Origin of the sequence: Paenibacillus sp. FSL H8-0315, from assembly GCF_038005365.1 — a bacterium.
GTDB classification, from domain to species: Bacteria; Bacillota; Bacilli; order Paenibacillales; family Paenibacillaceae; genus Paenibacillus_AQ; species Paenibacillus_AQ odorifer.
In genome coordinates this window covers 4,418,120-4,440,853 of the sequence record NZ_JBBOTA010000001.1, presented here as the reverse complement: position 1 = coordinate 4,440,853, position 22,734 = coordinate 4,418,120, and the positions used below count along the sequence as shown (strand labels likewise).

The window sequence follows — 22,734 nt, the reverse complement described above, 5'->3', positions numbered from 1 at the left end:
ACTTAAATCAAAGATATATTTTCCTCCGCCGTCTTCCCTTTCTGACTCCGGAAAAAAGCCCTCATCTCATCGCGTTTGCTCTTTGGACTTAAGACATATACAGTATCCCCTGGCTCAATGACGGTACTGCCATGGGGGGTGACAATGCTTTTATTCCGGATAATAGCAGTAAATAAGATATCATCTGGCAGTCCGATATCGGAGATTTTCTGCCCGGCAATGGGCATGTAAGGTTCAATTCCTATGTGGTTGAACTCGGAATCCGTCTTGCCAAGGGCGACCAGCTCCATCAGTGATGGCTGTGCTGAATCCTCTTGCCCCACCAGCTTCAACCGGGAAGCCAGCGGTGAAATGCTTGTTCCTTGAATCACTGCTGAGGTCAGCACGACGAAGAATACTACATTAAAGAACAGTCGGCCGTGGGGAAGATTAGCTAGCAGCGGATAGGTTGCCAGCACAATTGGAACGGCTCCGCGCAGGCCGGCCCAAGAAATTAGTGTTTTTTCACGAATAGAGAATCTGGAAAAGAGCAAGCTTATAAACACTCCTATTGGCCTTGCCACAACCATCAGAATGACGGACAGCAATATACCTTGCCAAGCCACCTCTGCCAGCTCCTGTGGAAATACCAGTAGACCCAGCAATATAAACATAAATATTTGCATCATCCAAGCAAAGCCATGACTAAAATTCATAATGGTTCGATGATACATCAGCTCGGAATTGCCAAGGGTAAGACCCATTACATAGACAGCCAGCAAGCCGCTGCTATGAACGAGTGCAGATAAGCCGTAGGTTAGGACAGCAAATCCAATTGCCAATACCGGGTAAAGTCCGGTGGAATCCAGGTTAATTCGATTAATAAGATATACTGCGACTTTGCCAAGTACAACCCCTATCACCAAACCAACTGCCATCTCCCATATAAAGGACAGCACAAGTCCCCATATCGCCATATCCGGATGCTGAATCCATTCGATCAGCGATACTGTCAAAAACACCGCCATAGGATCGTTGCTGCCTGATTCCGCTTCGAGTGTCGAGGTCAGTCGTTTGTCAATATTCTTACCGCCTAATACCGAAAAGACCGCAGCCGCATCAGTCGAACCCACGATAGCTCCGAACAGAAAGCTTTCCGCCCATGACACCTCAAGAATCAGCTTAGCGAACACCCCAACGATAGCTGTCGTTAACAATACGCCTACCGTGGATAAGGATAATGCCGGCCGAATAATAGGCTTGATATCCTTAATACTGGTCTGCATCCCACCTTCGAACAAGATAACAACCAGCGCAAAAATCCCAGCCATTTGTGTTAAGGAAGCATTGTTAAAAAAGATAAATTGACTCAGTACCATCCCCGCAGCAAGGAAAAGCACTAGAGCTGGCATTCCAAATTTAGTGGAGAATTTGGTGGAAAACACACCTACAAGTAAGAGAGCTGCCAGCAATAATATGATATTATCTGCAAGTTGGGTCACCGTTTATTCACTTCCCTTTCGCTTCTAGCTTAAAATATAAGCTTCCTTATTTATGTACGTTATTACCCTTATCCACCTCCTTTTGAGACATTGAATAATATAAGCAGGATTGAAGATTTCATCCGCTGGGGCTTATACTTAAAATAATTCCTTTCTACCCTACTCGTATTTACATATAAGGAGGCTGACTGTATATGCAATTGAGATTAATTAAACCTGCGGAGCTGGAGCAAGCCGCTCTTCTAGCCCATTCCATCTTTCGTAAAGCTGGCGACACTTCTATGAAAGAGCTGTTTCCGCTGATTTTTAGCCCTGGTTACACTCACTCTTATGCAGCCGTTGCCGAGGACGGTAACATCGCTGCTTTTATGGGATTAGTGCCCTCCACGATCCGCACTGGAGAAGCTCTCCTGAACGTGTTCTCCATCGGCGCGGTTTGCACAGATCCTGATTATCGCGGACAGGGACTAGCCGGTCAGCTTCTACAGCTATGCCAGACCCATGCTGCGAATGCCGGCGCATCGCTTATCTTTGTCTCGGGTGACCGCTCGCTGTATACCCGAGCGGGATGCGTACCGTTCGGCGGTACGCAATTTGCCGAGCTGAACGCAAGCTCGGCTCACGCACTTGCTGCCGCAGCAGGGGAAGAATGGACGCTGCGGCCAATGCAGCCGGGCGACTTCTTCGCCGTCAACCGGCTGCTGAATGAACGCGAAGCCGGACAGGTGTACAGTCCGGGTGAGCTGGCGCTGCTGCTGGGTGCCGAGGCTTACGCGGGTGTGCTGGGCTTGTCCCAGCGCACACTCGTAGCCGTGCGGAACGGCAGCATCGAGGGGTTCGCCGCGATGGCTGTGCCCGCGGCGGATGTGCCGGCGCCGAGCCCAGCGACGGCGGTGGAATGGGCCGGCCAGCCGCAAGCGGTAGCGGCGTTGCTGGCCAAGGCGGCTCTGTGCGGCGGCGTTGGCACGCTGCAAGTGCCTGTGCCGTGGCAGGAGCGCAGCCTGCTCGCGCTTCTGCGGGACGCCGGCGCCTCCTTAAGCGCCGGTGCGAACAGCGGGACGGTCTGCATCGCAGACCGGGAAGCGCTTTTGCGGCAGACGGAAGTATGCCGCAAGCGTAGCCTCGACTTGTCGTCTGTGGACGACAAGGAGCTGATCTCGCTGCTGTTTGATCCAGCGAGCCCGCTTCGCACCTCTGATTCCTTGGGGGAATCAGAGGCAATCCCTTTACCTTATATGTCAGGCCTCCATTTTATTTAAAGCACAAAAATAACCTCAGCGGGAGAAGGATCCCGCTGAGGTTATTTAGTATGCTCTATTAACAGTTATATAAATTCAAATAATTCTTATTCTCTGGAGTACACCTGTAGCTCTTGAATAGACCAATAATTCCCGCCGGCTCCGTTCTGCACAATTTTGACATACCTCGTCTTCACTTTAGAAAAGGATATCTTAGTAAGCTCTTTCGTACCTTTACCAGACGTGAGTTTTTTCCAGTTTTGAGCATCGTCAGAAATATAGACTACATAGTCTCTTGGATAATCAAACGGTGATAACGTGCTATCCAAATCTATTCTTTCAATTTCATGTGCTTCACCCAGATCAATCTGAAAATACTCACCGGAAACCTGATGTTTCCCCGTATCCCAGCGCGTGCGCCGATCCCCATCGATAGCCAGACTAGGAGCTGATGCTGCCGTATTCACATTTGAGGATACCTTCCATTTAGTACGATCCAGAGGAACCAGTCCAGTGGCTGTAATCTGAACTTTATCGGACAGTAAATTAGAGCCGGATACCCTTACCGCGTAGGTATATAACGTCCCTTCACGTAAATTATGATCCGTATATTCTGTAAGCTTCACATCGGTGGCCACCACCTTCATTTCCCCGCCGCTACCTTCAGCGCGAAGCAGCTCATAGCTTGCTCCTGGTGCCTCCAACCAATTTAATTTTACAGCTAAACCTTTTGTTGCTGCGGCTTTGAATCCTTTAGGTGCCGACGGCTTTACTTCAGAGGAAGGCTGCAAAATATACTGCACAGCCTCTCCTGGAGCAAGGGTCTCCGTAAAGGTTAACGTAGGAGTAGCCTTTTTACCTGTTACATAACTTCTTGCTTTTTCATACGTATCCCCGTTTCCAAAACGTTCCCCTTCATACACCCCGTTCTTCGGCATAGTCACATTTACACTCACAGTTTGTGGAGTAGACTCAAAGTTAACGAAATTAACCAGCACCTTATTTGAGGTCGCTCCACTTCCCGCAAGAGGCTTCAATGTAGAAGTATCCACGGCCCGAACATATACCAGCTTGTCGGCTAATACATCTTTGTTGGCAATTTGATAAGTTAGCGGAGCTCCATGTGTAGCATAGGCAAGACTGAGCCTTCTCATAATGCTGACACGTGAATCCTCATTTTCTTTTGTATAATAAATCTCTGTGGTCGCCGGATCATGCTCTTCTAAATTAAACCCGTATTTGAATAAACTGAAATCCTTAAAAAAAGCAGCATGCTGCACAAACATATCCGCATAACCAATATGTGCACGCATGATCCGGTCGAATACAGCCGCTGTCCGCTCCGTTGCCCCGTATTGATAGGCATCCACATGACTGTCCGAGGTACCAAATTCAGTGGTCAGCATTTTTTTGCCGAGTCCATTGTCTGCGCCAGTGAAGGTCTTCAAATTCTCAGTAAAGCTTCCTCCATTACTAAAAATATAAGAGTCACCGTAGGAATGTCCATTGGTCAAATCCGTAACCTTCTCCAACTCCATACGTTGCTCTGGATCACGTTCCCAGCCATCCGGATCTCCACATTCCTTCCCAGTTCCCTTCTGATTACCACAGGAATCCTCACTGTAGCTCGGCCAATATGCCCAGCCCGGAGCAACAGTTTGTAAATGGGGCGCGATTTGCTTGCCCTTTTTATTCAGCCAGTCCGCAATTGCCAGGTTCACTGCCTTAGAACGATTGAATAATCCCGGCTCATTATCTACCTCATAATATTGAAAATAGGGGCTATATTGCTCAAAATAATCTGTCAGCTTTTTCTCCGCGTCAGCAGGCAACGATCCATCTGCCTTAAGCTTAATATCACCAGTATGCAAATACAAAGCAACCGCCTGCATGTTGTAATCCTGCAATACCTTGTAATATTCCATCATATCCGAGCAGGATCTCCCGACATCACTGGCACAGCTAGTACGCATCACATTCCCGCTATAAGCCATCCCTAGCCATTTGATAACATAAGGCAAGTGCGTAACTGCACCTTCATCGAAATAAAATTGTTTATTATTCACTACTGTTCCCGTCAGTGTATAGCTGCCATGGATAGGCTCAGAAATTGGAGCGTTAAGAGATTCTAAACGGAGATTATCCCAAGTCCACCAGGAATATTCGTCTTCTTTGTCACTGCAATATAAACAGCGAACCGTTTGCAGCTTCAATTCATTCGTTCCTATCTTTAATTGCTCCTTGGGAATATATAATTCATAGGTCTTTTGAAAGTTATATTCGCTTTCTGTGCCAGCAACGCCCGCAATTTGAATGATCCCCGACAATTGATGATTGGAGAACACACTCATTTGCGGCACGGATTTATAAGCATCCAGAATACCTACGCTAAATAAGACCCCATTCTCCGGGATCTTATTTAGCTGATAGGTGATTGTTAATTCCGGCTGGGTCTTTCCATTCAAGCCTGCAGGCAAGCTCTGCAGAGCCGATGATTTGAGCGCCGAAGAAGTAACATTAAATTCCTTCTTGCTGCCAGAAGTGCCACTCGCAGCGAATTCAGCTGCTGAGCCATCATGTTGTCCCAGATTCCAGATCACAGTACCATCCGGTATTTCTGCTGCAGCATCAGTTCCTGCAGATAGTCTCGGTATATTGGCACCTACCTTATAATCGTTTGTCCTATTCGTTCCGAAGACAGAGACAGACAACAGAAACAAGACGGTTAATGCGGCGAATTTTAGTAATAACAGTAATGGTTTGTTTGCAGATATCTTATTTTTTCTATTAGATATTCTCCTCGTTATTCCCATCCATAGGTCCTCTCTTTCTTCCGGAATGTCTTACCCTATCATTTCATTAGATTAAGGAAGGAACAATGCCCCTTGTGGAATTACCTGCTGCTTCTGGCTGGAACTCTCCCATAGCAAACGAAGATTGGCATCTCCTTCATTCTCATAATATTCAATTTGGATATCATAAAGCGTTCCGGCTGTGAGCGGGATACTTCCTTTATGAAGGGTTGCACTTTGATTTTTCCAATTGTCGATGATCAGCTTTCCGTCAATCCAGACACGGACTCCATCATCAGAGGATGCCGAAATCGTATATTTTTCACTGAATTTAGGTTTGAGTTTCCCTTTCCAGCGTACAGAAAAGTGATCTTCATTTATCTCTGAGGCAGGGGACCCACCATGCCAATTAAAATCAATCTTACGGTCATTGCGGATAAGTACCGCTTCTCCATCTAAATCAGTATTGTTATAGTATTCTCCAGTTAAACCCGTTAGGGTTACCGGAGTTACGGGTGCTATCGAAGGACCTCCTGTTGTGAGAACATAGTCCTCTCTCGATACTATAAATGAGTCTTTCATAAAGCTTTTAATTGACTGTAGCGTATTATTTTCTGTCAGTAATTTTCCCCAGGTCATCATATAGACCCATTTATTTTGTTTCTCAGTTAATACATCCGGGTTCGGCAATTGCCCACTCTCCCCGATTCCGATAGGTTTACCCTCGGCCAATGCGAGCAGATCCTCATAGTAGGACTGTTTATAATCGTTATTGTAGATATCCGCAGCCAGAACATCGAGTTTATCCCCACCGGGATAATATGCAGCATATGGATCTGACCATTCATTCGGTGCATTCGGATTCCACACCCACAGTAGATTATTTAGCTTGTGTGTGTTTACAAAACGATCATAGACAATACTCCACAGCTCTGAAAAATTGTCCTTTTTCCCCCACCAAAACCAACCACCATTCATTTCATGGTAAGGTCGCCATAAGACCGGCACTCCGGCATCACGCAGCTGACCCAAATATCCAGCAACCTCGTCTAGATCTGAAATTAGCCTCTTATACTGAGCTGTCCCAGGTGTAACATAAGCATTAAATTTCTCTTGACTGAGACTTCTGTTTACATTGGACCATTCTGGTGAGGTTCCCGGTAAGCTCTGATGGAAGGTCATGGCTACAATGCCACCCTCTTGATGCCATTCAATTGCACTGTCTATAACAGCTTGCCGCTGTTCTGCGATCGTCCCTTCGGATTGATTATTAATCGCCCCTAATTCATAACCATGTAGAACGGCATTTTGTCCCGAAGTATTCTTCAGCTTATGAACCAGTTCATCTGGACTTTCTAGATAATCATGCTGGCCGGACAAGATCCCTTTGCCACGTAGATTCACCAAATTACTCAGCAGTTGCTTGGCTTCTTCAGAAGCCGAAGGATTGCTTGGTATAGCCGGAGGTAGAGAGGAAGAAACACTCATAGCCTTCGGAAGACTTTTAACCTCTCCCCAAGGCAGCAAGGAAAAAATAATAAACACCGGTAACATAGTAAACAACAATCTGTTTTTCTTATAATATTTACGCAAATAAATCCTCCTTTCGGTAGCTGTACTGCCTCCACAGGTGTTAAAAACATACCTGTTATCGGACAATCGTCTTCTGACCTAATGAGGACTATAGCTTAGTAGCTCTGCAATAACGCAGAGCCACTAAGGATCGACCTTTAATTTTCATCAATCAGGAGACATCCGGAAGAAAAAGTGCACTTGCTGGAACTGTCTCTTTAGCTTGACTAGCACTTTCCCACATCAAGCGGACTCTCGCATCGCCTTCATTCTCGTAATACTCCACCTTGATATCATATAGCTGGCCAGCCTTCAGCGTTATAATGCCCTTACGCTCAGTACCACTTTGCTTAGTCCAACTATCAATCACGGATTCCCCATTCACCCAGACACGGATACCATCATCTGAGGTAGTGTAAAATGTATATTGCTCATTATATAATGACTTAATTTTACCGCTCCAACGTATGGAGAACCGATCAATCCCGAGGGCGGCATCCGGCGAGCCTTGCCGCCAATTGAAATCGATTATTGCATCAGTTCTGTTAAGAGCTGCTGCTCCCGACAATTGCATGTTGTTGTAATACTCTCCTGCAAGCCCCTTCGCGAGAGGAATTGCTGCCTCCCCCTCTTCTTCAGAAGGTGCCGGCGCTGGTGCGGCGCTAGGTGTCGGTGCCAGACCAGTATTTAATTTATCTCTGGTCAGGGTATAGTTGCTATTCATAAATGTTTTGATTGTGTCTGCACTGTTATTCTCGTAAAGCATTTTTCCCCAGCTCATCATATACGTCCATTTACTTTGCGATTGCTGAAGCTTCTCCAGATTAGGCATTTCACCATTTTCCCCGATCGCAATCGGTTTGCCTGCGGCTAGACTCAATAAGCTGTCATAGTATTTTTGCTGGTAATCATTTTCGTATATATCTGCTGCCAGAATATCTACTTTATCAGCACCTGGATAAGTTAGCGCATAAGGATCTGACCAAACATTGGGAGCATTCGGACTCCATACCCATAACAAATTATTTAATTTATGAACGTTAACAAAACGGTCATACATAATATTCCATAGTGTAGAAAAGTTATTTTTCTTCCCCCACCAGAACCAGTTCCCGTTCATTTCATGATAGGGTCTCCAAAGCACCGGAACATTGGCATCGCGCAAGCTTTTTAAAGAGACGGCCACCTTATCAAGCTCAGCGATCAGATTGTTATATTGCTTGGTACCCGGTGTAACGTAACTATCAAACTCACTCTGGCTAAGTGTTTTTTTCACATTATCCCAGTCATAAGAGGTGCCCGGCAGGTTAGCATGAAAAGTCATAGCTACGATCCCGCCCGCTTTATTCCAGTTGATGGCGCTGTTCACCACATTTTGACGTTGCCAAGCCATCGTTGCTTCGGACTGACCACTGATCGCACCCATTTCATAACCGTGAAGAGCCGCATATTGTCCGCTGGTTCCCTTCAGCATATTGTTAATTTCATCTGGACTTTCTAAATAGTCATGTTGACCGGCAATAATACCTTTTCCTGAGATCGAGTAAAAATAGTTAAGCAGCTTTACGGCTTCAGGTGAGGCACCTGGGGTAACTGGCGTTCCAGAATTTGAAGCAGCTATGACAACAGACGGCGAAATTCCAACAGCAAGCGGAAGTGCAGTCAGAAACAGGACGAGTGACAGAAATGCACCAAACAATCGATACGTACGGTAAGCTTTCAAAATAATCTCCCTTTCGGTAGCCAGGCTGCCACTCTTTCGAAGGCCCTATAGCTTTGCGTCCCTACCTTTCGATAGGTTTGCCTTTTCAATTTAAGAGAAATAATCTCTCTTACCGTAAGTATCGACGACAATTAATGATATATTTAGTGTTTTTATGACTTTTTTTGATAATTGAGTCAATTTACCTGTTTCAAGAAATTTTGAATTGGTTAAATAGATAGGTTAGACCTATGAAATGAATTGTTGTAGTTCTATATCATTCCAGTCTAAAGTAATACGTATGTTATCTTCTTCTACTAATTCAGACCCCGTCTGTACCTCTATAAACTCAACATCCGTCAAAGCAAGGATCGCGTGCTTCGTTCCTTCCGGTATACGTACCACGTCCCCAGCCTTCACATTATGTTTTTTCTCATTCAGCACAATACTTGCTTCGCCGCTGACGATTGTCCAAATTTCACTACGCTTGCGATGTAATTGATAGCTGATATTATTCCCCTCGGATATAAAAATCCGTTTGGTCAGCACTTCATTGCCTTCATCATATTTCACATAATCAATAACTTTGTAATGGCCCCAACGGCGTTCCTCGTACATCGGTCTTTGTTCAAAGGTCTTCAGCACTTCTTTAATCCGTGGGCTCTCAGCTTTATGGGTAACTAGAATCCCATCCGGGCTAGCCGCAATGATCAGATCCTTCGCACCAATTACCGTAATCGGAATGTCCAGCTCATTAATCAAGCAAGTCCCCTCAGAATCCGCCGTCACAAAACCTTTTCCTACATGCTTGCTGCTCATTTCCTCTGTCAGCGTATTCCACGTTCCAAGATCCTTCCAGAATCCATCATACGGCTGTACTACAATATGTTCTTCTTTCTCCACTACTTCATAATCAAAGCTGATGGAAGACAATAGCTTATACTGCTTCTGCAATTCTTCATATCCTAAAGGCAACCCTTTACGCTGCAAAATATCTAACAAGTACCCTAAGCGGAAGGCAAACACGCCGCAATTCCACAAGGCATTTTGCTCGATGAGCTGTTCTGCTTGTATGCGGTCTGGTTTCTCTTGAAAGTGACTCACCTTCATAAAACCATTTTCCCCCGCCTCTTCGGTGGTAGGAATAATATATCCGTATTTCTCTGAGGCATGTTCAGGAACAACACCCATTAGGGCCAGATTTGCTCCACTTTCCAGCATGGTCCCCTCAAGCATAGCTATGGTATCGAAAAAGGATGCTTCTACATAAGGGTCAACAGGCAATATTGCTACCGTCTCCGCTGGAGAAACACCTGCCACTGAATAAAGATAGGTAGCTGTTAAGGCGATAGCCGGAAAAGTATCCCGACGCTCCGGTTCAACGATAATCGGCACATGACTTCCCAGCTGGCTTTGTATCATTTCTACTTGGCCGCGGCCGGTGGCCAGATAAGATGATTCTGCCATCCCTGCTTCCTCCAGCTGTCTCCAGACACGTTGTACCATGGATTCTGGTTCACCTTGAGGGCTTTCAAGTACCTTTAGAAATTGCTTTGAACGTGAGTCGTTGGACAACGGCCATAACCGTTTACCTGAACCGCCTGATAGAAGTACCATTTTCATAGAATGAACCCTCCTTGAATTATGGAAATCGAGCATATTTGAATTGTTATCAAAACGTCAGCTTCCACTTAGCCTTATTTCGAGCGGATGCACTAAAAAAATTTGTTAGGTAGAAACCACTTCAAGGGATTTTGGACTTCCGATCGCTGTTATCCTCAGATTTCCTTATTGAACCGCTTCTAGCGGTAGAAATCCGAGGATAGCATATGCTTTCGAAGCTAGCTTTCCTACGGAAATCTTTCGGGCGAACACTCCGTTTCTACAGTTCCAAATTCCCTTTCCGTTCTTAACCTAACCAACTTCTTCTTAATACTTGATCCGTGCGTACCGGGCTGTTCCAGCCGGAAGCAAGCACGTTTTTCTAAAGATTTGCTTCTGCTCCGGGGGAGGCAGCTGCAACTGCAAGAACAACTGCAACTACAAGAGCAAGACTAATTGCCACCACAGAGACAGAGACAATGACAATGACAACTACAAATGCTACTGCTACTGCGGTATATAATCAGAGTACCTAACTTTATAAATTGCTTAGAAACTTAAGATAAGGGAACGGAGTGACGGAGGGGAATTTTGGAACTGTAAGAGCGATAGCGTCCGCCTTTGTCTGCGGATTTCTACCGCTATTAGCGGTTAGAATCAGGAAATCTGCAGACAACAGCGGCTGGAAGTCCAAACATTCACCGCAGTTGCGACTGACACTTAACACAAATCATTAAACCGCTCCAGCCACACTAGCAGAATAACCGCTCAATCCACCCATCTGCGGGCGACCGACAGAATGATAAACGAGGCCGGTACCCTCGATTTGCTCCTTGGAATACACATTGCGTCCATCGATCAGCACCCCATTGCGCATGCTTTTCGCCAGCTGATGCAGATCAATGTCCTTCAGTAGGCTCCAATCGGTCAAGAGGCATACGGCATCGCTGCCCTCAGCCGCCTCCTCTGGCAGATTGCACCAGCGAAGCTGCGGATGATCGTATTGCTGCCTGAAATTTGTAGCTGCGATTGGATCATATAGCTTGACTGTTGCCCCTTCAGCCACCAGTGCCTCAACAATCTCTCTGGCTGGAGCTTCGCGGACATCATCAGTGTTAGGCTTAAAAGCAAGCCCCCATATCCCAATTGTCGAACCGCGCAGGCTGCCAAGTGATTCATGCAGCTTGGAGATGATCATAAACCGTTGTCCCTTGTTCACTTCGACTACAGATTTCAATAATTTGAATTCGTAATCGACGTTGCCCGCAATTTGAATGAGCGCATTAGTGTCTTTCGGGAAACAGGAGCCTCCATAACCGATACCAGCCTGCAGGAAGGATGACCCGATTCTTTGGTCCATACCCATTCCTTGTGCTACCTCGGTTACATCAGCTCCCACTTTTTCACAAATATTGGCGATCTCATTAATAAAGGAGATCTTCGTGGCCAAAAATGCATTCGAAGCATATTTGATCATTTCAGCACTGCGTATATCTGTTACAAATACATTTTCTGTGAAACCCTTATGAAGCTCGCGCATCGTTGGTTCCAGCTCTGGATTATCAAGGCCAATGATAATTCTATCAGGATGGAGGGTATCGCGAATCGCTGACCCTTCACGTAAAAACTCAGGTGCAGACACGATATCAAAAGAATGTTGGGTATACTTAGAGATCATTTGAGAGATTTTTTCATTTGTTCCTACTGGAACTGTAGATTTAGTCATTATAATTTTGTGCCCTTCCATCGCTTTGGCGATTTCAGCGGCTGCACCCTCAATGTAGGTTAAGTCTGCTTCACCGTTAGGCAATGATGGCGTACCTACAGCAAGAATGATAATATCTGAACGGCGCACCGACGCTTGAAGATCTGCAGAAAAAGATAACCGTTCCTCACGAAGATTCAGTTCAATCAGTTCCTCGATTCCCGGCTCATAGATGGGCGATTCCATCTGTTTCAGCTTCTTAATCTTTTCCTCGTCCTTATCCACACAGATGACATGATGTCCGCCCAGTGCAAAGCACACGCCAGATACAAGACCCACATACCCAGTACCGATTACTGTCAGCTTCATATAATCATCCTCCTTTTAGAAAATTGACGTACGCCTGCTCAACATACTGCTTGAACTTAACCATAAACGCCTGCTCATCGAATTTACGTGCATGCTCCATAATTTGATCGATATCCCAAGCGTAGGACTCTACCTCATAAATAGCCTTAAGTAGATCCTCCACTTCTTGATGCTGAAAGAACACACCATTTACATAAGGAATAATAGTATCTAGTGCCCCACCTGCTTGATAAGCAATTACCGGTCTTCCTGCAGCGTTCGCTTCCAACGGTGTAATTCCAAAATCCTCTTCTCCTGGAAAAATAAATGCTCTACACTGTGCCATCATTCCAGTTACTTGTTCATCTTCTAGCCGGCCCAGAAACGATACATTATCCTTAGCCATGCCTTCGAGACGCTTGCGATCCGGTCCATCCCCTACGATATAAAGCTTAAGACCGTTACGATTGAAAGCCTCTACTGCCAGATCAATCCGCTTGTAGGAAACAAGCCGGGAGACAATTAAATAGTAGTCACCAATGGTAGAAGAGCTTGTAAACCGGGCTGTATTAATCGGTGGAAATATGACATCTGCATCCCGGTGATAATAATTCTGAATTCTCGTCTTCACTACTGAAGAATTGGCTACGAACTGATTCACATTTTTGGAAGTCCGTTGGTCCCACGTTTTGAGCTGCTGCATGTATACCTTAAGCATTTTTTTGAACAGCCCGGAATTCGACTGACGTTCCATGTAGGTGTCATAATCCCATGCGAAGCGCATAGGCGTATGGCAGTAACAAAGATGAAACGTATGTTTAGGAACTTGAATACTTTTCATAAAAGCACTGCTGGAACTCAGGACGATATCGAAACCGCGAAAGTCCAAATCACGGATGGCCATTGGATAAAGTGGCAGCACCCCTTTAAAATTGGTCTTTACCCCCGGAATCTTTTGCAGCCAGGAGGCACGGATATCCGCATCTTTGAGATTGTCAGTAAGGCGGCTTCCGTTAAAAACCGTTGTGTAGATTGGAGCCTCGGGATACATGTGATGAAAGACTTCCACCACTCTTTCCGCGCCGCCCATTTGGATTAAGTAATCGTGCGCTATCGCAATTTTCATGTGAATCATCCTCAAAGTTTTATGGAGCATCATCTTCAGAATTACCGCGTCATATCATCATCTGTCAGGTGCCCGCCAACAAACCTTTATAGTAGTCAACGATGTCCTTGACCGTATTCTCGATAACAAAATGCTCTTTCACTCGTTTCATCCCATTGTCCGCCATCCGCCGTCTTTCCTCTGGGTGATCCAGCATCCATTTAATGGAGTCTGCCAGTATCGCCGCGTCACCAGGCTCTATCAGTAGCCCTGTCTCACCTTGAACTACAATTTCTACCGGCCCGCCTTCATTGGAGGCGATCACCGGCAATCCCGCTGCCATTCCTTCAACGATAACTTGGCCAAAAGGCTCAGGAGTTACCGAAGTGTGAATCAGTAAATCAGCAGTATTCATAAGGCCTTGAATATCATCCACATGCCCTAGCATGCTTACATTAGTAAGCTCGTCGTTTTTTATCTTTTGCAGCAATTCCTGCTTATAAGCCTCTTCTCCAAACAGAGCGTCTCCGGCCAGCCAGAATTTCACACGAGGTTCGTTCTTAAAGCTTTTTGCGGCTTCCAGCACAATATGCTGACCTTTCCAATGCGCCAATCGACCAACTAGCAGTACGTTAAAATCCTTCTGGTCCCGCATACCGATCCCATTACCAATCGCTTTAGCGAAAGCGGAGTATACGACCAGCGTTTTTTTCGAACGCGGCAGCTCCAAAGCATTCAGCGTAGAATGTGAATTTGCGATGACTCCATTGGGGAGCAGACGCGACAGCAAACGAATTCCTTTGGCAACGATTGGCTTTAAATAAGGAGCTCCAATATGATCCCGGATGTGCCAGATCAATGGAACGCCCGCTATTTTTGCAGCGATGGCTCCGTATAATGCAGATTTCAGGGAATTGGTGTGCACGCAATCTACCTTCTCCGCTTTTAAAAGCGGCGCAAGCTTGCGGCCATAAGCCAACAGCTTGAAGGCTGCAGCAGGTGCTCCCAAGTTGACTGCATTTCTACCACGACTTCTGATGCTCTCATCCAGCGGAATAATACGGACATCCATTCCTTTTTCACGTAGCCGTTCAGCCAGGGCACCATCCTCAGCCAGGATTACCAGGGGATCGATCTGTTCTCCAATATGGGTAAGGATGTTAAACAGGGCAACTTCTCCACCACTCCATTTAGCAGTGTGATCTATATAGGCCACTCTAAGCATTACGTGGTCACCTCCTCTCCTAAAGCTTGTAGGAACACGGATTCTACTTGATCCGTAACATGCTCCCAGGTATATCTCTCCAGTACATGCTCCCTACATTCATCCCGGCTCGGAAGCAGTTTTCGATTGCTAAGCATATGGATCATGCCTTCAGCCATGTGGTCGCTACTTGAACTCTTAAATAGCAACTCCGGCCGGAAGCCTTGCAAAATTTCCTTATTGCCGCCAATCGGTGTAGCCATCACTGGCAATCCTGAAGATAAGGCTTCAACGGTAATCAAACCAAAGCCCTCCAATGCCTGTGAGGGAACCACGAACATGTCCGCTGCCTGATAATAAGAGGCTAGTTCATGATCAGGAATGTAGCCTAGCAGTCTTACCTTGTTGCTTAAGCCATAGTCGGCGATTTTTTCTTCCAGTTCCCCCCGCAACGGCCCTTTACCACCAATCAGCAGAATTGCATTTGGGAATCGCTCCGCAACTTGCTTCCAGGCTTCAAGCAGCTGGAGTAGTCCCATCCGATTGACCAAACGCCGGACAGTCAGCACGGTTGTTGCTCCCTCAGGTAAATTCAAGGTCCGGCGAATCGCCAATCGATTCGTAGCGGGAATAAAACGTTCCACATTAGCTGCGCCTGGAATCACAATAATTTTGTGTAGTGGCACTCCGTGCAGCTTATGGAGAATATCGCGGAACGTCTCACTAAGCACGATGAACTTATCCGCAAGCTTATAGGCTCTATGTTCAATGGATTTGGCGATGGTTGTTTTGACCCGGTGCTTAATGCCTTGGCCTTCGATTTTCATTTCTTCATTCCATGGGCCATGAAAAGTCATCACTACAGGAATCCCACGTTTCTTTGCTTCCAAGGCTGGACCAATACCATAAGGAGCAAAGTGAGTGTATAAAATATCTATACGGCCACTGCCCTCTCCCATCAGATCGGCCGCCTTACGCTGGAAAGCATCCTTACGTTTCCAGATCCCATCTTTTGGATCTCCGGCATTGTGAATAATCAATTCCTCAGGGGTAGCAGGCGTCTCTTGACTGCAAATCAGCGCATGCACCCGATTACGTGAGGAGAGTTGCTCGCAAACGGATTTGAAATACGTGTTAAGCCCACCCGGCTGTAGCGACGGCCAGCTAAGGCCTGTCGTCATAATGTTCAATCCGTCACTGTACGGCATAGCTTCTCTCTCCTTTATTCTCCTTCTCGGTCTGACTCGTCTTCGCATTGTGCTGAGTCAGCTTTCCCGATCTAATTAATTCGTAATGCTTGAAGCCGACCATGAATTCATACATGACCCAGAATACGGATACTCCGAAACCTGACATTCCCTTCTTGAACAACCCGTGTAAGAAATACTTTTGCAGGAAACGGGCTGGTGGTCTTAACAGCAGATGACTGACCCGAAATCGTTTGCCCTTGGCATACGCACTTTCAGCTTCCAAGTCAGTGTACTTATTGAAACGTGCCACATGATCGTTAATACTGCGGTAACCATAATGCCAGAGGGTTCCTGTCAAACGTATGGTTCGCTCTTCAGAGACCTCGGGCATCTCGTGCACCAAGCTATTTCGAATGCCATACGCTTTGCGGTTGTAAAGGCGCACTAGATATTCGCCACGATCCAGCCATCTGCCCATAAAATCGCCAATCCGGTAGATAGAATAGGCAACCGATTGATCCATAAGCCCCGGTTTCAGTTCAAGAATACTCGCGGCCAACTCGTCGCTGACCACTTCGTCAGTATCAATAAGGAAGACCCAATCATGAACCGCGCGTTCTACTCCGAACTCCCTCTGTTTCGCATATCCGGGCCAAGGGTTGACGTATACACGACAATTCAAGCTTTCAGAAAGCTGTACTGTCCCGTCTTTGCTGCCTCCGTCAATCACAACCACCTCGTCGGCGAATAACCTGCAGGATTGTATGGCCTTAGATATTCGAACTTCGTCATCCTGAGCGATGATGACAGCCGATATTGGATAATTGCCTTGGCCGCCTACCACGCTTTTTACTGAATCCATGAAGGTTTCCTCCTTTATCTTTCGCATTATCCATTCATATCCATAGGTTTCTTGCGAATGTAAGAATTCATCGTCGTCTTCATCCACTGAATGTCCTCCCGGGTAATGAGCAACCGCGGAAGTTTAACTTTTAAGGTGTACTTTATATTGAGAACAATGAAGAAAAATCGCAGGATTGCTGATGACAACATCGCTATCCCTGCTCCGAGTAAGCCAAATTTAGGGATGAGCAGGAACAACATTGGGATAACCAAAAGTAAGCCGAAACCTTGAAGCATCGAAACCACTTTTGGCTTGCCTAACGCCATAAATGCCTGCGCCAGAATGATCGTCCCTCCGCTAATGGTCACTTCAAGGAGCAATAAGCGAAACACGGTTAATGCCGCATTGAAGTCTTTGCCGTACATCAACGGAATTACTAAAGGGGCTAAGAGCATCAGGAATACCCCGCCAAGCATGGTGAAGGTCGTACTTATTCGGAAGGCTTTGAATGTTAACTCAACTGCCTGTTCTTTGGACAGCTCAGAAGCCTTAGGAAACAACACGATCGTAATTGAGCTTGAGAAAAAATTAACCATTCGTGATAGACTCACAGCCACTACATACAGCCCCAAATCAGCAGGTCTTAACAAACCGGCAATTACGATCTGATCGATATAGGTAGAGAAATTGCCAAGCAAGTCATTGCCGTAGGAACCAAGCCCGTAAGTAAACAATCTTTTTAAATTCTGATAGGCCCCTCTCATCTTCACCTTATAGGTACGAAGCAAGGAAATCGTCATTCCAATAAACAGCGGAGCTCCCGGAAGAAGATAGGCAACTGCAGTTGTAAATGGATTCATCTGATCCAGCGCGATCAATATCCCGATCATCGTCAGTGTAAGCAACGGCACTAGATAGCGAATCCAATTAAACCTCTTGTATTCGCCTCTGAATTGAAAAGCTGCATTGTTAATTTGAGAGATCACTATAATCGGACACAGAATCATAGACCACTGAGCAAAGGTCACGACCTCCGGACTGAAGGATTTCAGCCAATAAGGCAAGACCACGATACCTATAATCATCGCTATGACCCCAAAAATGGTACCGAGCAGCAATGCCATACGATAAAGCACTCCGGCATCCTCCGGATTTTTCTTAGCGTTATAGATGAGAGCTGAAGGAATGCCAAAGCTCATGCTAAACGCCAGAAACTGTGACCAGTTAATCATTGCCGTCTGTTCCCCACGACCTGTCGGTCCAAGATAACGTGCGGTCAGTACACCAGTTAACATGTTAATCAATAGGATCATGACACTGACAAACATAGTTTTTACGGCTGCCGAGCTGTTGTCCTTGCTCTTGGCGAACAGTCTAAAAGATGACCAGATTGTTCTAGCGGGGAGAGATTTTGCATTCAACTGCTGCATACGGTGTTCCCTTCCTTCTACTTTGAGTAATCTCCCTTGCGCTGAGGCCAAGACCGATCAGCATCCAGATTAAGTATCCCTTGAGTCCGGGAAACCCATTATCTGAAACTAGACTGACAATCGCACCGGTCCAAGTAGCTAACGCAAGTCGGGCGTAGGGCTGCAATTGGTCCCTGCTGATTACTCTAGCGAATATCTGTTTGACAACTGCGCCTAAAGCTCCGAAGAAGAAAACAGCACCCAGAACACCAAAGGTAAGCAGTAAAGCGATAACTCCGTTATCCATAATTCCGTACTCTCCAAGCTCGCCGTCATTACCAAGCTTAGTCCCTTGGCCTACACTACCAATTCCCTGACCTACTGGATTGGCGGCAACCATCGGCAGCATGTTTTGCCATAAGCTTAGCCGTTCATTATAAGAGTGATCTTCTTGAACAGAAGAAAGTGTCTCTACCCGAGCAACCAGTCCTTCGGCACCAGGCAATTTCGGCACAACCCAGAACAACGCAGCAGCCACAAAAACTAATTGGATCAAGGTTTTCCACTTTCCCTTAGAAGGAGAGGTTCCAATATACATGAGCAGCATCACCAGGAGTATCAGCCATGCCGCACGTACCAAAGTAGTCAGCAGGCAGATTACAACTAGCAGAACGCCGATCCAGCGCAATGTTCCCCGCCATTTTTTCTCCAGTATCATCGGAACTAAAGCAAACGCTAAGAAGGTTGCAGCCGGTCCGGGCGAATTCAGCGTAGAGAACACTCGGATTTCCAATGGATATGGATTTCCGATGGACATCATATCCGCATGTTTCATCCAGAACACATCCCAAGGTGGCACCGTCAAATACTGAACAATCCCGTAAATGGCAACTAGGACTGCAATATTGGCAAAAGCGGTAAGCAGTCGATCGATATCCTTCGGCTTGAACTTCGTGACGGCAAAGTACGGCAATAACAGCAGTGGCACAATATAATTCGCTAAGTCATAAACTGAACCCATGCCATTCTTAGCCAAACCGATTAAAGCACCATAACCCAGCGCAACTGCGAACATTAACATGATCCGCGTGGAGGCTTTTTGAATATTATGAATCTCCTTCAGCAGCGGAATGATCAAGGTTACACCGGTTAACAAGGGAGCTAAGCTCAGCAAGGATACAGAGTGATACACTCCTTCTGACCAGTCAGCAATGCGGCGCAGCTCTGGAGCTACGGCCCAGATTAGCAAGGTATAAGCAACCAGCATTTTCGGTCTAAGTATGGCTAACAAGAAAGCTGGGAATAGGATGGCTGAGAGAATGGCTCCCTGCAGACTGTTCGATGAACTCAGCATCGCACTGGAGAAGCCGATGATCAGCGGAAGAGAGACACCTACAGCAGCAGTCCCCCCTATTAATCCAACTGTCTTGATGAACCTAAGTGATGGGGGCGTAAATACACTCATTCCAAGCCTCCTTCCTTCACCTTATCCCGCTTACGCAGTTCCTTAAGTAATAAAAGTAGAAATTGTGCATCGTCCACAAGATATCTTTTCCAGAGCCGGCCCGGCTCCTGGCTAAGCCGCCAGAACCATTCGAACCCTGTTTTTTGCATGAAGCTAGGCGCTCGTTTCACTGAGCCTGACAGAAAATCAAAGGTCGCTCCCACTCCGATCGATATCGGAGCTTGATAAGAGGTATAGTGGCGGTAAATCCACTTTTCCTGCTTAGGTGCTCCTACACCAACAAACACGATATCTGGCTGGCACTCTGTCAGCATTTCTATAATGCGTTCATTCTCCTCCTCATTGTGCTCGAATCCATAGGATGGAGAATAACAGCCAACCACATTTATTCCGGGATGTGCTGTTTTCAAATTCATCGCTGCCCGTTCCGCCACGCCTTCAGCTGAGCCTAAGAAGAACAGCCGGTACTTCCTTTGCTCAAAGGCGTTGCCCAATCGATTAAATAGATCCGCGCCGGATACCTTCTGCTTAAGCGGCTTGCCTAGCATTTTGGATGCCCAGATCAGTGGCATTCCGTCAGCAACAACTGCGCCTGCCTTCGAATATACCGTTTGAAATTCTTTATCCTTACGAAGCTTGATCACATGATCTACATTGCAAGTGAGGATATAAGACTGATTCCTCTCCTGAATGGTTTTATCAATGTAATCAAGCAAATCCATGAAATCATAGTTATCAAAATTGACATCGAACATATTCACTTGACTCATCGTATCACTTCTTTTTGTGGGGAATCGGTTGGCTGTGAAGATCGATACAGGCAGTTCAGGTACCAACAGAACGGAATAATAAATTGGACCGTCGACAGCGTGTTATCGGAGAATGAGTAGATTAAAAACGCTGCAATAAATAACAGATAATAAGGTTTGATCGGCGGAGCCAATGCTCTGTACACCAGAATAAATACAGCCAATAAAGAGAACATCAACAGAATAGCGCCAATATATCCCCCATCGAAGTAAAAGCGGATATACTCGTTGTGCGGAACTACAAAACCCTTATACAATGTTCCATCATTTGCTACCGTCACTGCTCCAAGCCCTCTACCAGACCAAGGAGAGTCCGCAGCCTTGTTTAAGAAATACTCCCATGCCTCTGACCTTCCTGATAAATCAACAGCCGTATCTGTCTGTCTCTCAAAGGAACGTTTCTCAAAATTATCGAGCTGCCAGAAAACGGCGACCATAATCAGGAAAAATGCACCCATCAACGGAATTAGCAGATAGGTTCTGCCCTTCAAATATTGGCGGAGAATATCATAGAAGTAATAGAGAACGGTAAGTCCAAGTGCCAATATAGGCCCTCTTGTTCCTGTTCCAATCAAGATAAAGAAATTTAGAACTAACATGATATAGAAAAAGCGTGCTTGCTGCGGATTCCGCTTCACCTCTATAAATGGAATCGCTACTCCCATAAAGGCCAGCATCGCTAAATGCGCAGGAATATTAGCCCCCTGAATCCGTACAGCGCCTGTATACTCGATGTTGAGAAAATTATGAACATGCGCAAGCTGCAGCAACAAACCAACCACTACACTAACAAGGGGAAGCATACAGATAATTTTGATTTGCAGCTCGGCTACATTCTTTTTCCAGTTGATTAATAAAAATACGAATGGAATGGATAGACCGATAAAAGCTTTAACTGCAATGGATGAGGTCATTTCCGGCAGCCAGATCGAAGACCCAAAGGTAATCACCAGCAGCGCTACCATTGCCCACAAGGGGTGACTCAGACGAAACCGCAAGCCATTGACCAGAATACAAGGAACAAGCAGCATCACGATAACCAATTTATAAAGGGACAGTATCTCCATTCCGAACATGCTGCCATCATATAAAAAGTTAATCGATATTGCCGTCGTGATTAGAACGAAATAACTGATCAGTTCAGGCCGTGAAATCGAGATTCCCAGCAAAATAATCAGAAGCACGGCAGCTATCGCAATCATCGGCTGGTAGATGACCGCCGTTCCAAAGAACAGGGCCGACATGAGATAGAGCATCCCGTATGGCAAAACATTTAATTTGGAGCCCCACTCAAAATTTGTCATGTTAATCCCTCACCCCGCTGCGGAATGCCTCTCCCGATTGAGAATCATATGAAGCGTTCCACGAATACTCTCCAGCCTGCATTTATTCAAAAGCCTTCTTCCTTTACTTCTTGAGAGGATAGAATCAGCCAGGATATACACGAGCTTAGCGGCTGTCTTTCCCACTAGAAGCAGCTTGCCTTTTAGTCCTTCGCTTTTCATAGCGTTAGAGATACCTTGGCTATAATAGCGCCTCATAATCCAGTCTTCCGTCAAACGGGCCGCCGGAACGAAATGGTCAACCGCCATTTCCGGATGGTAGAGGATGGAATGCCCTTCTTTTTGAATCTGTCCGAATAACCAGGTCTCTTCACCAGAGAGCAGAGAATCACCCTTTCTTCCGAGATCTAGGGGAAAAAGACTGATGTCGAATACGAGCTTCCGCATCGCCATATTGGCCCCACAAGGATGAAGTTGCTTGGGATATTCCTTAATCCGGCTACCTAAATCAACAATCGTGTACGGAAGCTCAAAGGGTTTAATCAACCAGTCCGGACGTTTACTTTCAAATATCGGAGCGATTTTGCCTCCCATAGCCATGACCTCCGGTTTACTCTCGAAAGTACTGACAATCGTTGTTATCCAACGCTGGCAAGGTATGGCATCATCATCGAGAAAGGCAATCAGCGGCGATTTGGAAGCCAGAATTCCTGTATTTCTAGCCGCTGAAAGCCCCTGCATCGGCTCCATCATGTAGCGGATATCCACATCAGCTCCATGCTTTCCTATAAACTTTTTGACGCAAGCTTCAGTATCATCCTTGGAACAATTATCCACAACAATGATCTCCGCCTGCTCTAAGTGATCCAGCTTTAAAAGTGACTGAAGCGTCTTGATCAATAAAGGTGCTCTGTTGTAGGTACAGATGATAATGGAAAGCTTAGGAACGTCTCCGTATTCACGCATCGGCATTCACCTAATTTCC

Annotated in this window: 16 protein-coding genes and 1 riboswitch; of the genes, 1 reads left to right on the top strand and 15 read right to left on the bottom strand. The window is 46.1% G+C overall.

Going from position 1 to position 22,734, the window contains the following annotated elements:
• Positions 1 to 2: 2 nt before the first annotated feature.
• Complete coding sequence (locus tag MHB56_RS19225) at positions 3 to 1,481, bottom strand: potassium/proton antiporter (RefSeq protein WP_076129260.1); 1,479 nt, start codon at positions 1,479 to 1,481, stop codon at positions 3 to 5.
• 194 nt (positions 1,482 to 1,675) lie between these two features.
• Here MHB56_RS19225 and MHB56_RS19220 point away from each other — a divergent pair, with 194 nt between their 5' ends.
• Positions 1,676 to 2,740 carry a GNAT family N-acetyltransferase gene (locus tag MHB56_RS19220; RefSeq protein WP_341143885.1) on the top strand — a complete coding sequence of 355 codons (1,065 nt, stop codon included), beginning with the start codon at positions 1,676 to 1,678 and terminating at the stop codon, positions 2,738 to 2,740.
• Positions 2,741 to 2,826: 86 nt separating this feature from the next.
• On the opposite strand, the gene MHB56_RS19215 is transcribed toward MHB56_RS19220, so the two are convergent.
• The 14 genes from MHB56_RS19215 to MHB56_RS19150 all read right to left on the bottom strand — a co-directional run bounded on the left by MHB56_RS19215 (position 2,827) and on the right by MHB56_RS19150 (position 22,715).
• The gene (locus MHB56_RS19215; protein WP_081394017.1) at positions 2,827 to 5,532 is read right to left on the bottom strand and encodes a discoidin domain-containing protein; all 2,706 of its coding nucleotides are present in this window, start codon (positions 5,530 to 5,532) and stop codon (positions 2,827 to 2,829) included.
• 51 nt (positions 5,533 to 5,583) lie between these two features.
• Positions 5,584 to 7,104, bottom strand: coding sequence for a glycosyl hydrolase (locus MHB56_RS19210; RefSeq protein ID WP_339246602.1), 1,521 nt, complete (start codon positions 7,102 to 7,104; stop codon positions 5,584 to 5,586).
• 151 nt (positions 7,105 to 7,255) lie between these two features.
• Positions 7,256 to 8,806 carry a glycosyl hydrolase gene (locus MHB56_RS19205; RefSeq protein ID WP_341143884.1) on the bottom strand — a complete coding sequence of 517 codons (1,551 nt, stop codon included), beginning with the start codon at positions 8,804 to 8,806 and terminating at the stop codon, positions 7,256 to 7,258.
• A gap of 12 nt (positions 8,807 to 8,818) precedes the next feature.
• Positions 8,819 to 8,898: riboswitch (cyclic di-GMP riboswitch) on the bottom strand.
• Positions 8,899 to 9,034: 136 nt separating this feature from the next.
• On the bottom strand, positions 9,035 to 10,408 hold the full coding sequence (locus tag MHB56_RS19200; RefSeq protein ID WP_076129262.1) for a sugar phosphate nucleotidyltransferase: 1,374 nt from the start codon (positions 10,406 to 10,408) through the stop codon (positions 9,035 to 9,037).
• A gap of 712 nt (positions 10,409 to 11,120) precedes the next feature.
• Positions 11,121 to 12,461: a UDP-glucose dehydrogenase family protein gene (locus tag MHB56_RS19195; protein WP_076129263.1), complete on the bottom strand. Its 1,341-nt coding sequence runs from the start codon at positions 12,459 to 12,461 to the stop codon at positions 11,121 to 11,123.
• Between the two features lie 4 nt (positions 12,462 to 12,465).
• The gene (locus MHB56_RS19190) at positions 12,466 to 13,566 is read right to left on the bottom strand and encodes a glycosyltransferase (protein ID WP_036676592.1); all 1,101 of its coding nucleotides are present in this window, start codon (positions 13,564 to 13,566) and stop codon (positions 12,466 to 12,468) included.
• A gap of 64 nt (positions 13,567 to 13,630) precedes the next feature.
• A complete protein-coding gene (locus MHB56_RS19185; RefSeq protein ID WP_036676593.1) occupies positions 13,631 to 14,770 on the bottom strand; it encodes a glycosyltransferase family 4 protein in 1,140 nt (379 codons plus the stop codon).
• The gene (locus MHB56_RS19180) at positions 14,770 to 15,957 is read right to left on the bottom strand and encodes a glycosyltransferase family 4 protein (protein ID WP_036676596.1); all 1,188 of its coding nucleotides are present in this window, start codon (positions 15,955 to 15,957) and stop codon (positions 14,770 to 14,772) included. Before MHB56_RS19180 ends, MHB56_RS19185 begins: the two co-directional genes overlap by 1 nt.
• Positions 15,944 to 16,801 (bottom strand): glycosyltransferase family 2 protein, encoded by an 858-nt coding sequence (locus tag MHB56_RS19175; protein ID WP_038568901.1) that lies wholly within the window; start codon positions 16,799 to 16,801, stop codon positions 15,944 to 15,946. Before MHB56_RS19175 ends, MHB56_RS19180 begins: the two co-directional genes overlap by 14 nt.
• 26 nt (positions 16,802 to 16,827) lie before the next feature.
• Positions 16,828 to 18,213: an oligosaccharide flippase family protein gene (locus tag MHB56_RS19170; protein WP_076129264.1), complete on the bottom strand. Its 1,386-nt coding sequence runs from the start codon at positions 18,211 to 18,213 to the stop codon at positions 16,828 to 16,830.
• Entirely contained in the window at positions 18,179 to 19,657 is a 1,479-nt protein-coding gene (locus MHB56_RS19165; RefSeq protein ID WP_076129265.1) for an O-antigen ligase family protein, read from the bottom strand. The genes MHB56_RS19170 and MHB56_RS19165 overlap by 35 nt, the downstream gene beginning before the upstream one ends.
• The gene (locus tag MHB56_RS19160) at positions 19,654 to 20,427 is read right to left on the bottom strand and encodes a WecB/TagA/CpsF family glycosyltransferase (RefSeq protein WP_036676606.1); all 774 of its coding nucleotides are present in this window, start codon (positions 20,425 to 20,427) and stop codon (positions 19,654 to 19,656) included. Before MHB56_RS19160 ends, MHB56_RS19165 begins: the two co-directional genes overlap by 4 nt.
• A complete protein-coding gene (locus tag MHB56_RS19155) occupies positions 20,424 to 21,770 on the bottom strand; it encodes an O-antigen ligase family protein (RefSeq protein WP_036676609.1) in 1,347 nt (448 codons plus the stop codon). The genes MHB56_RS19160 and MHB56_RS19155 overlap by 4 nt, the downstream gene beginning before the upstream one ends.
• Positions 21,771 to 21,779: 9 nt before the next feature.
• Positions 21,780 to 22,715: a glycosyltransferase gene (locus MHB56_RS19150; protein ID WP_036676610.1), complete on the bottom strand. Its 936-nt coding sequence runs from the start codon at positions 22,713 to 22,715 to the stop codon at positions 21,780 to 21,782.
• Between the last annotated feature and the right edge of the window lie 19 nt (positions 22,716 to 22,734).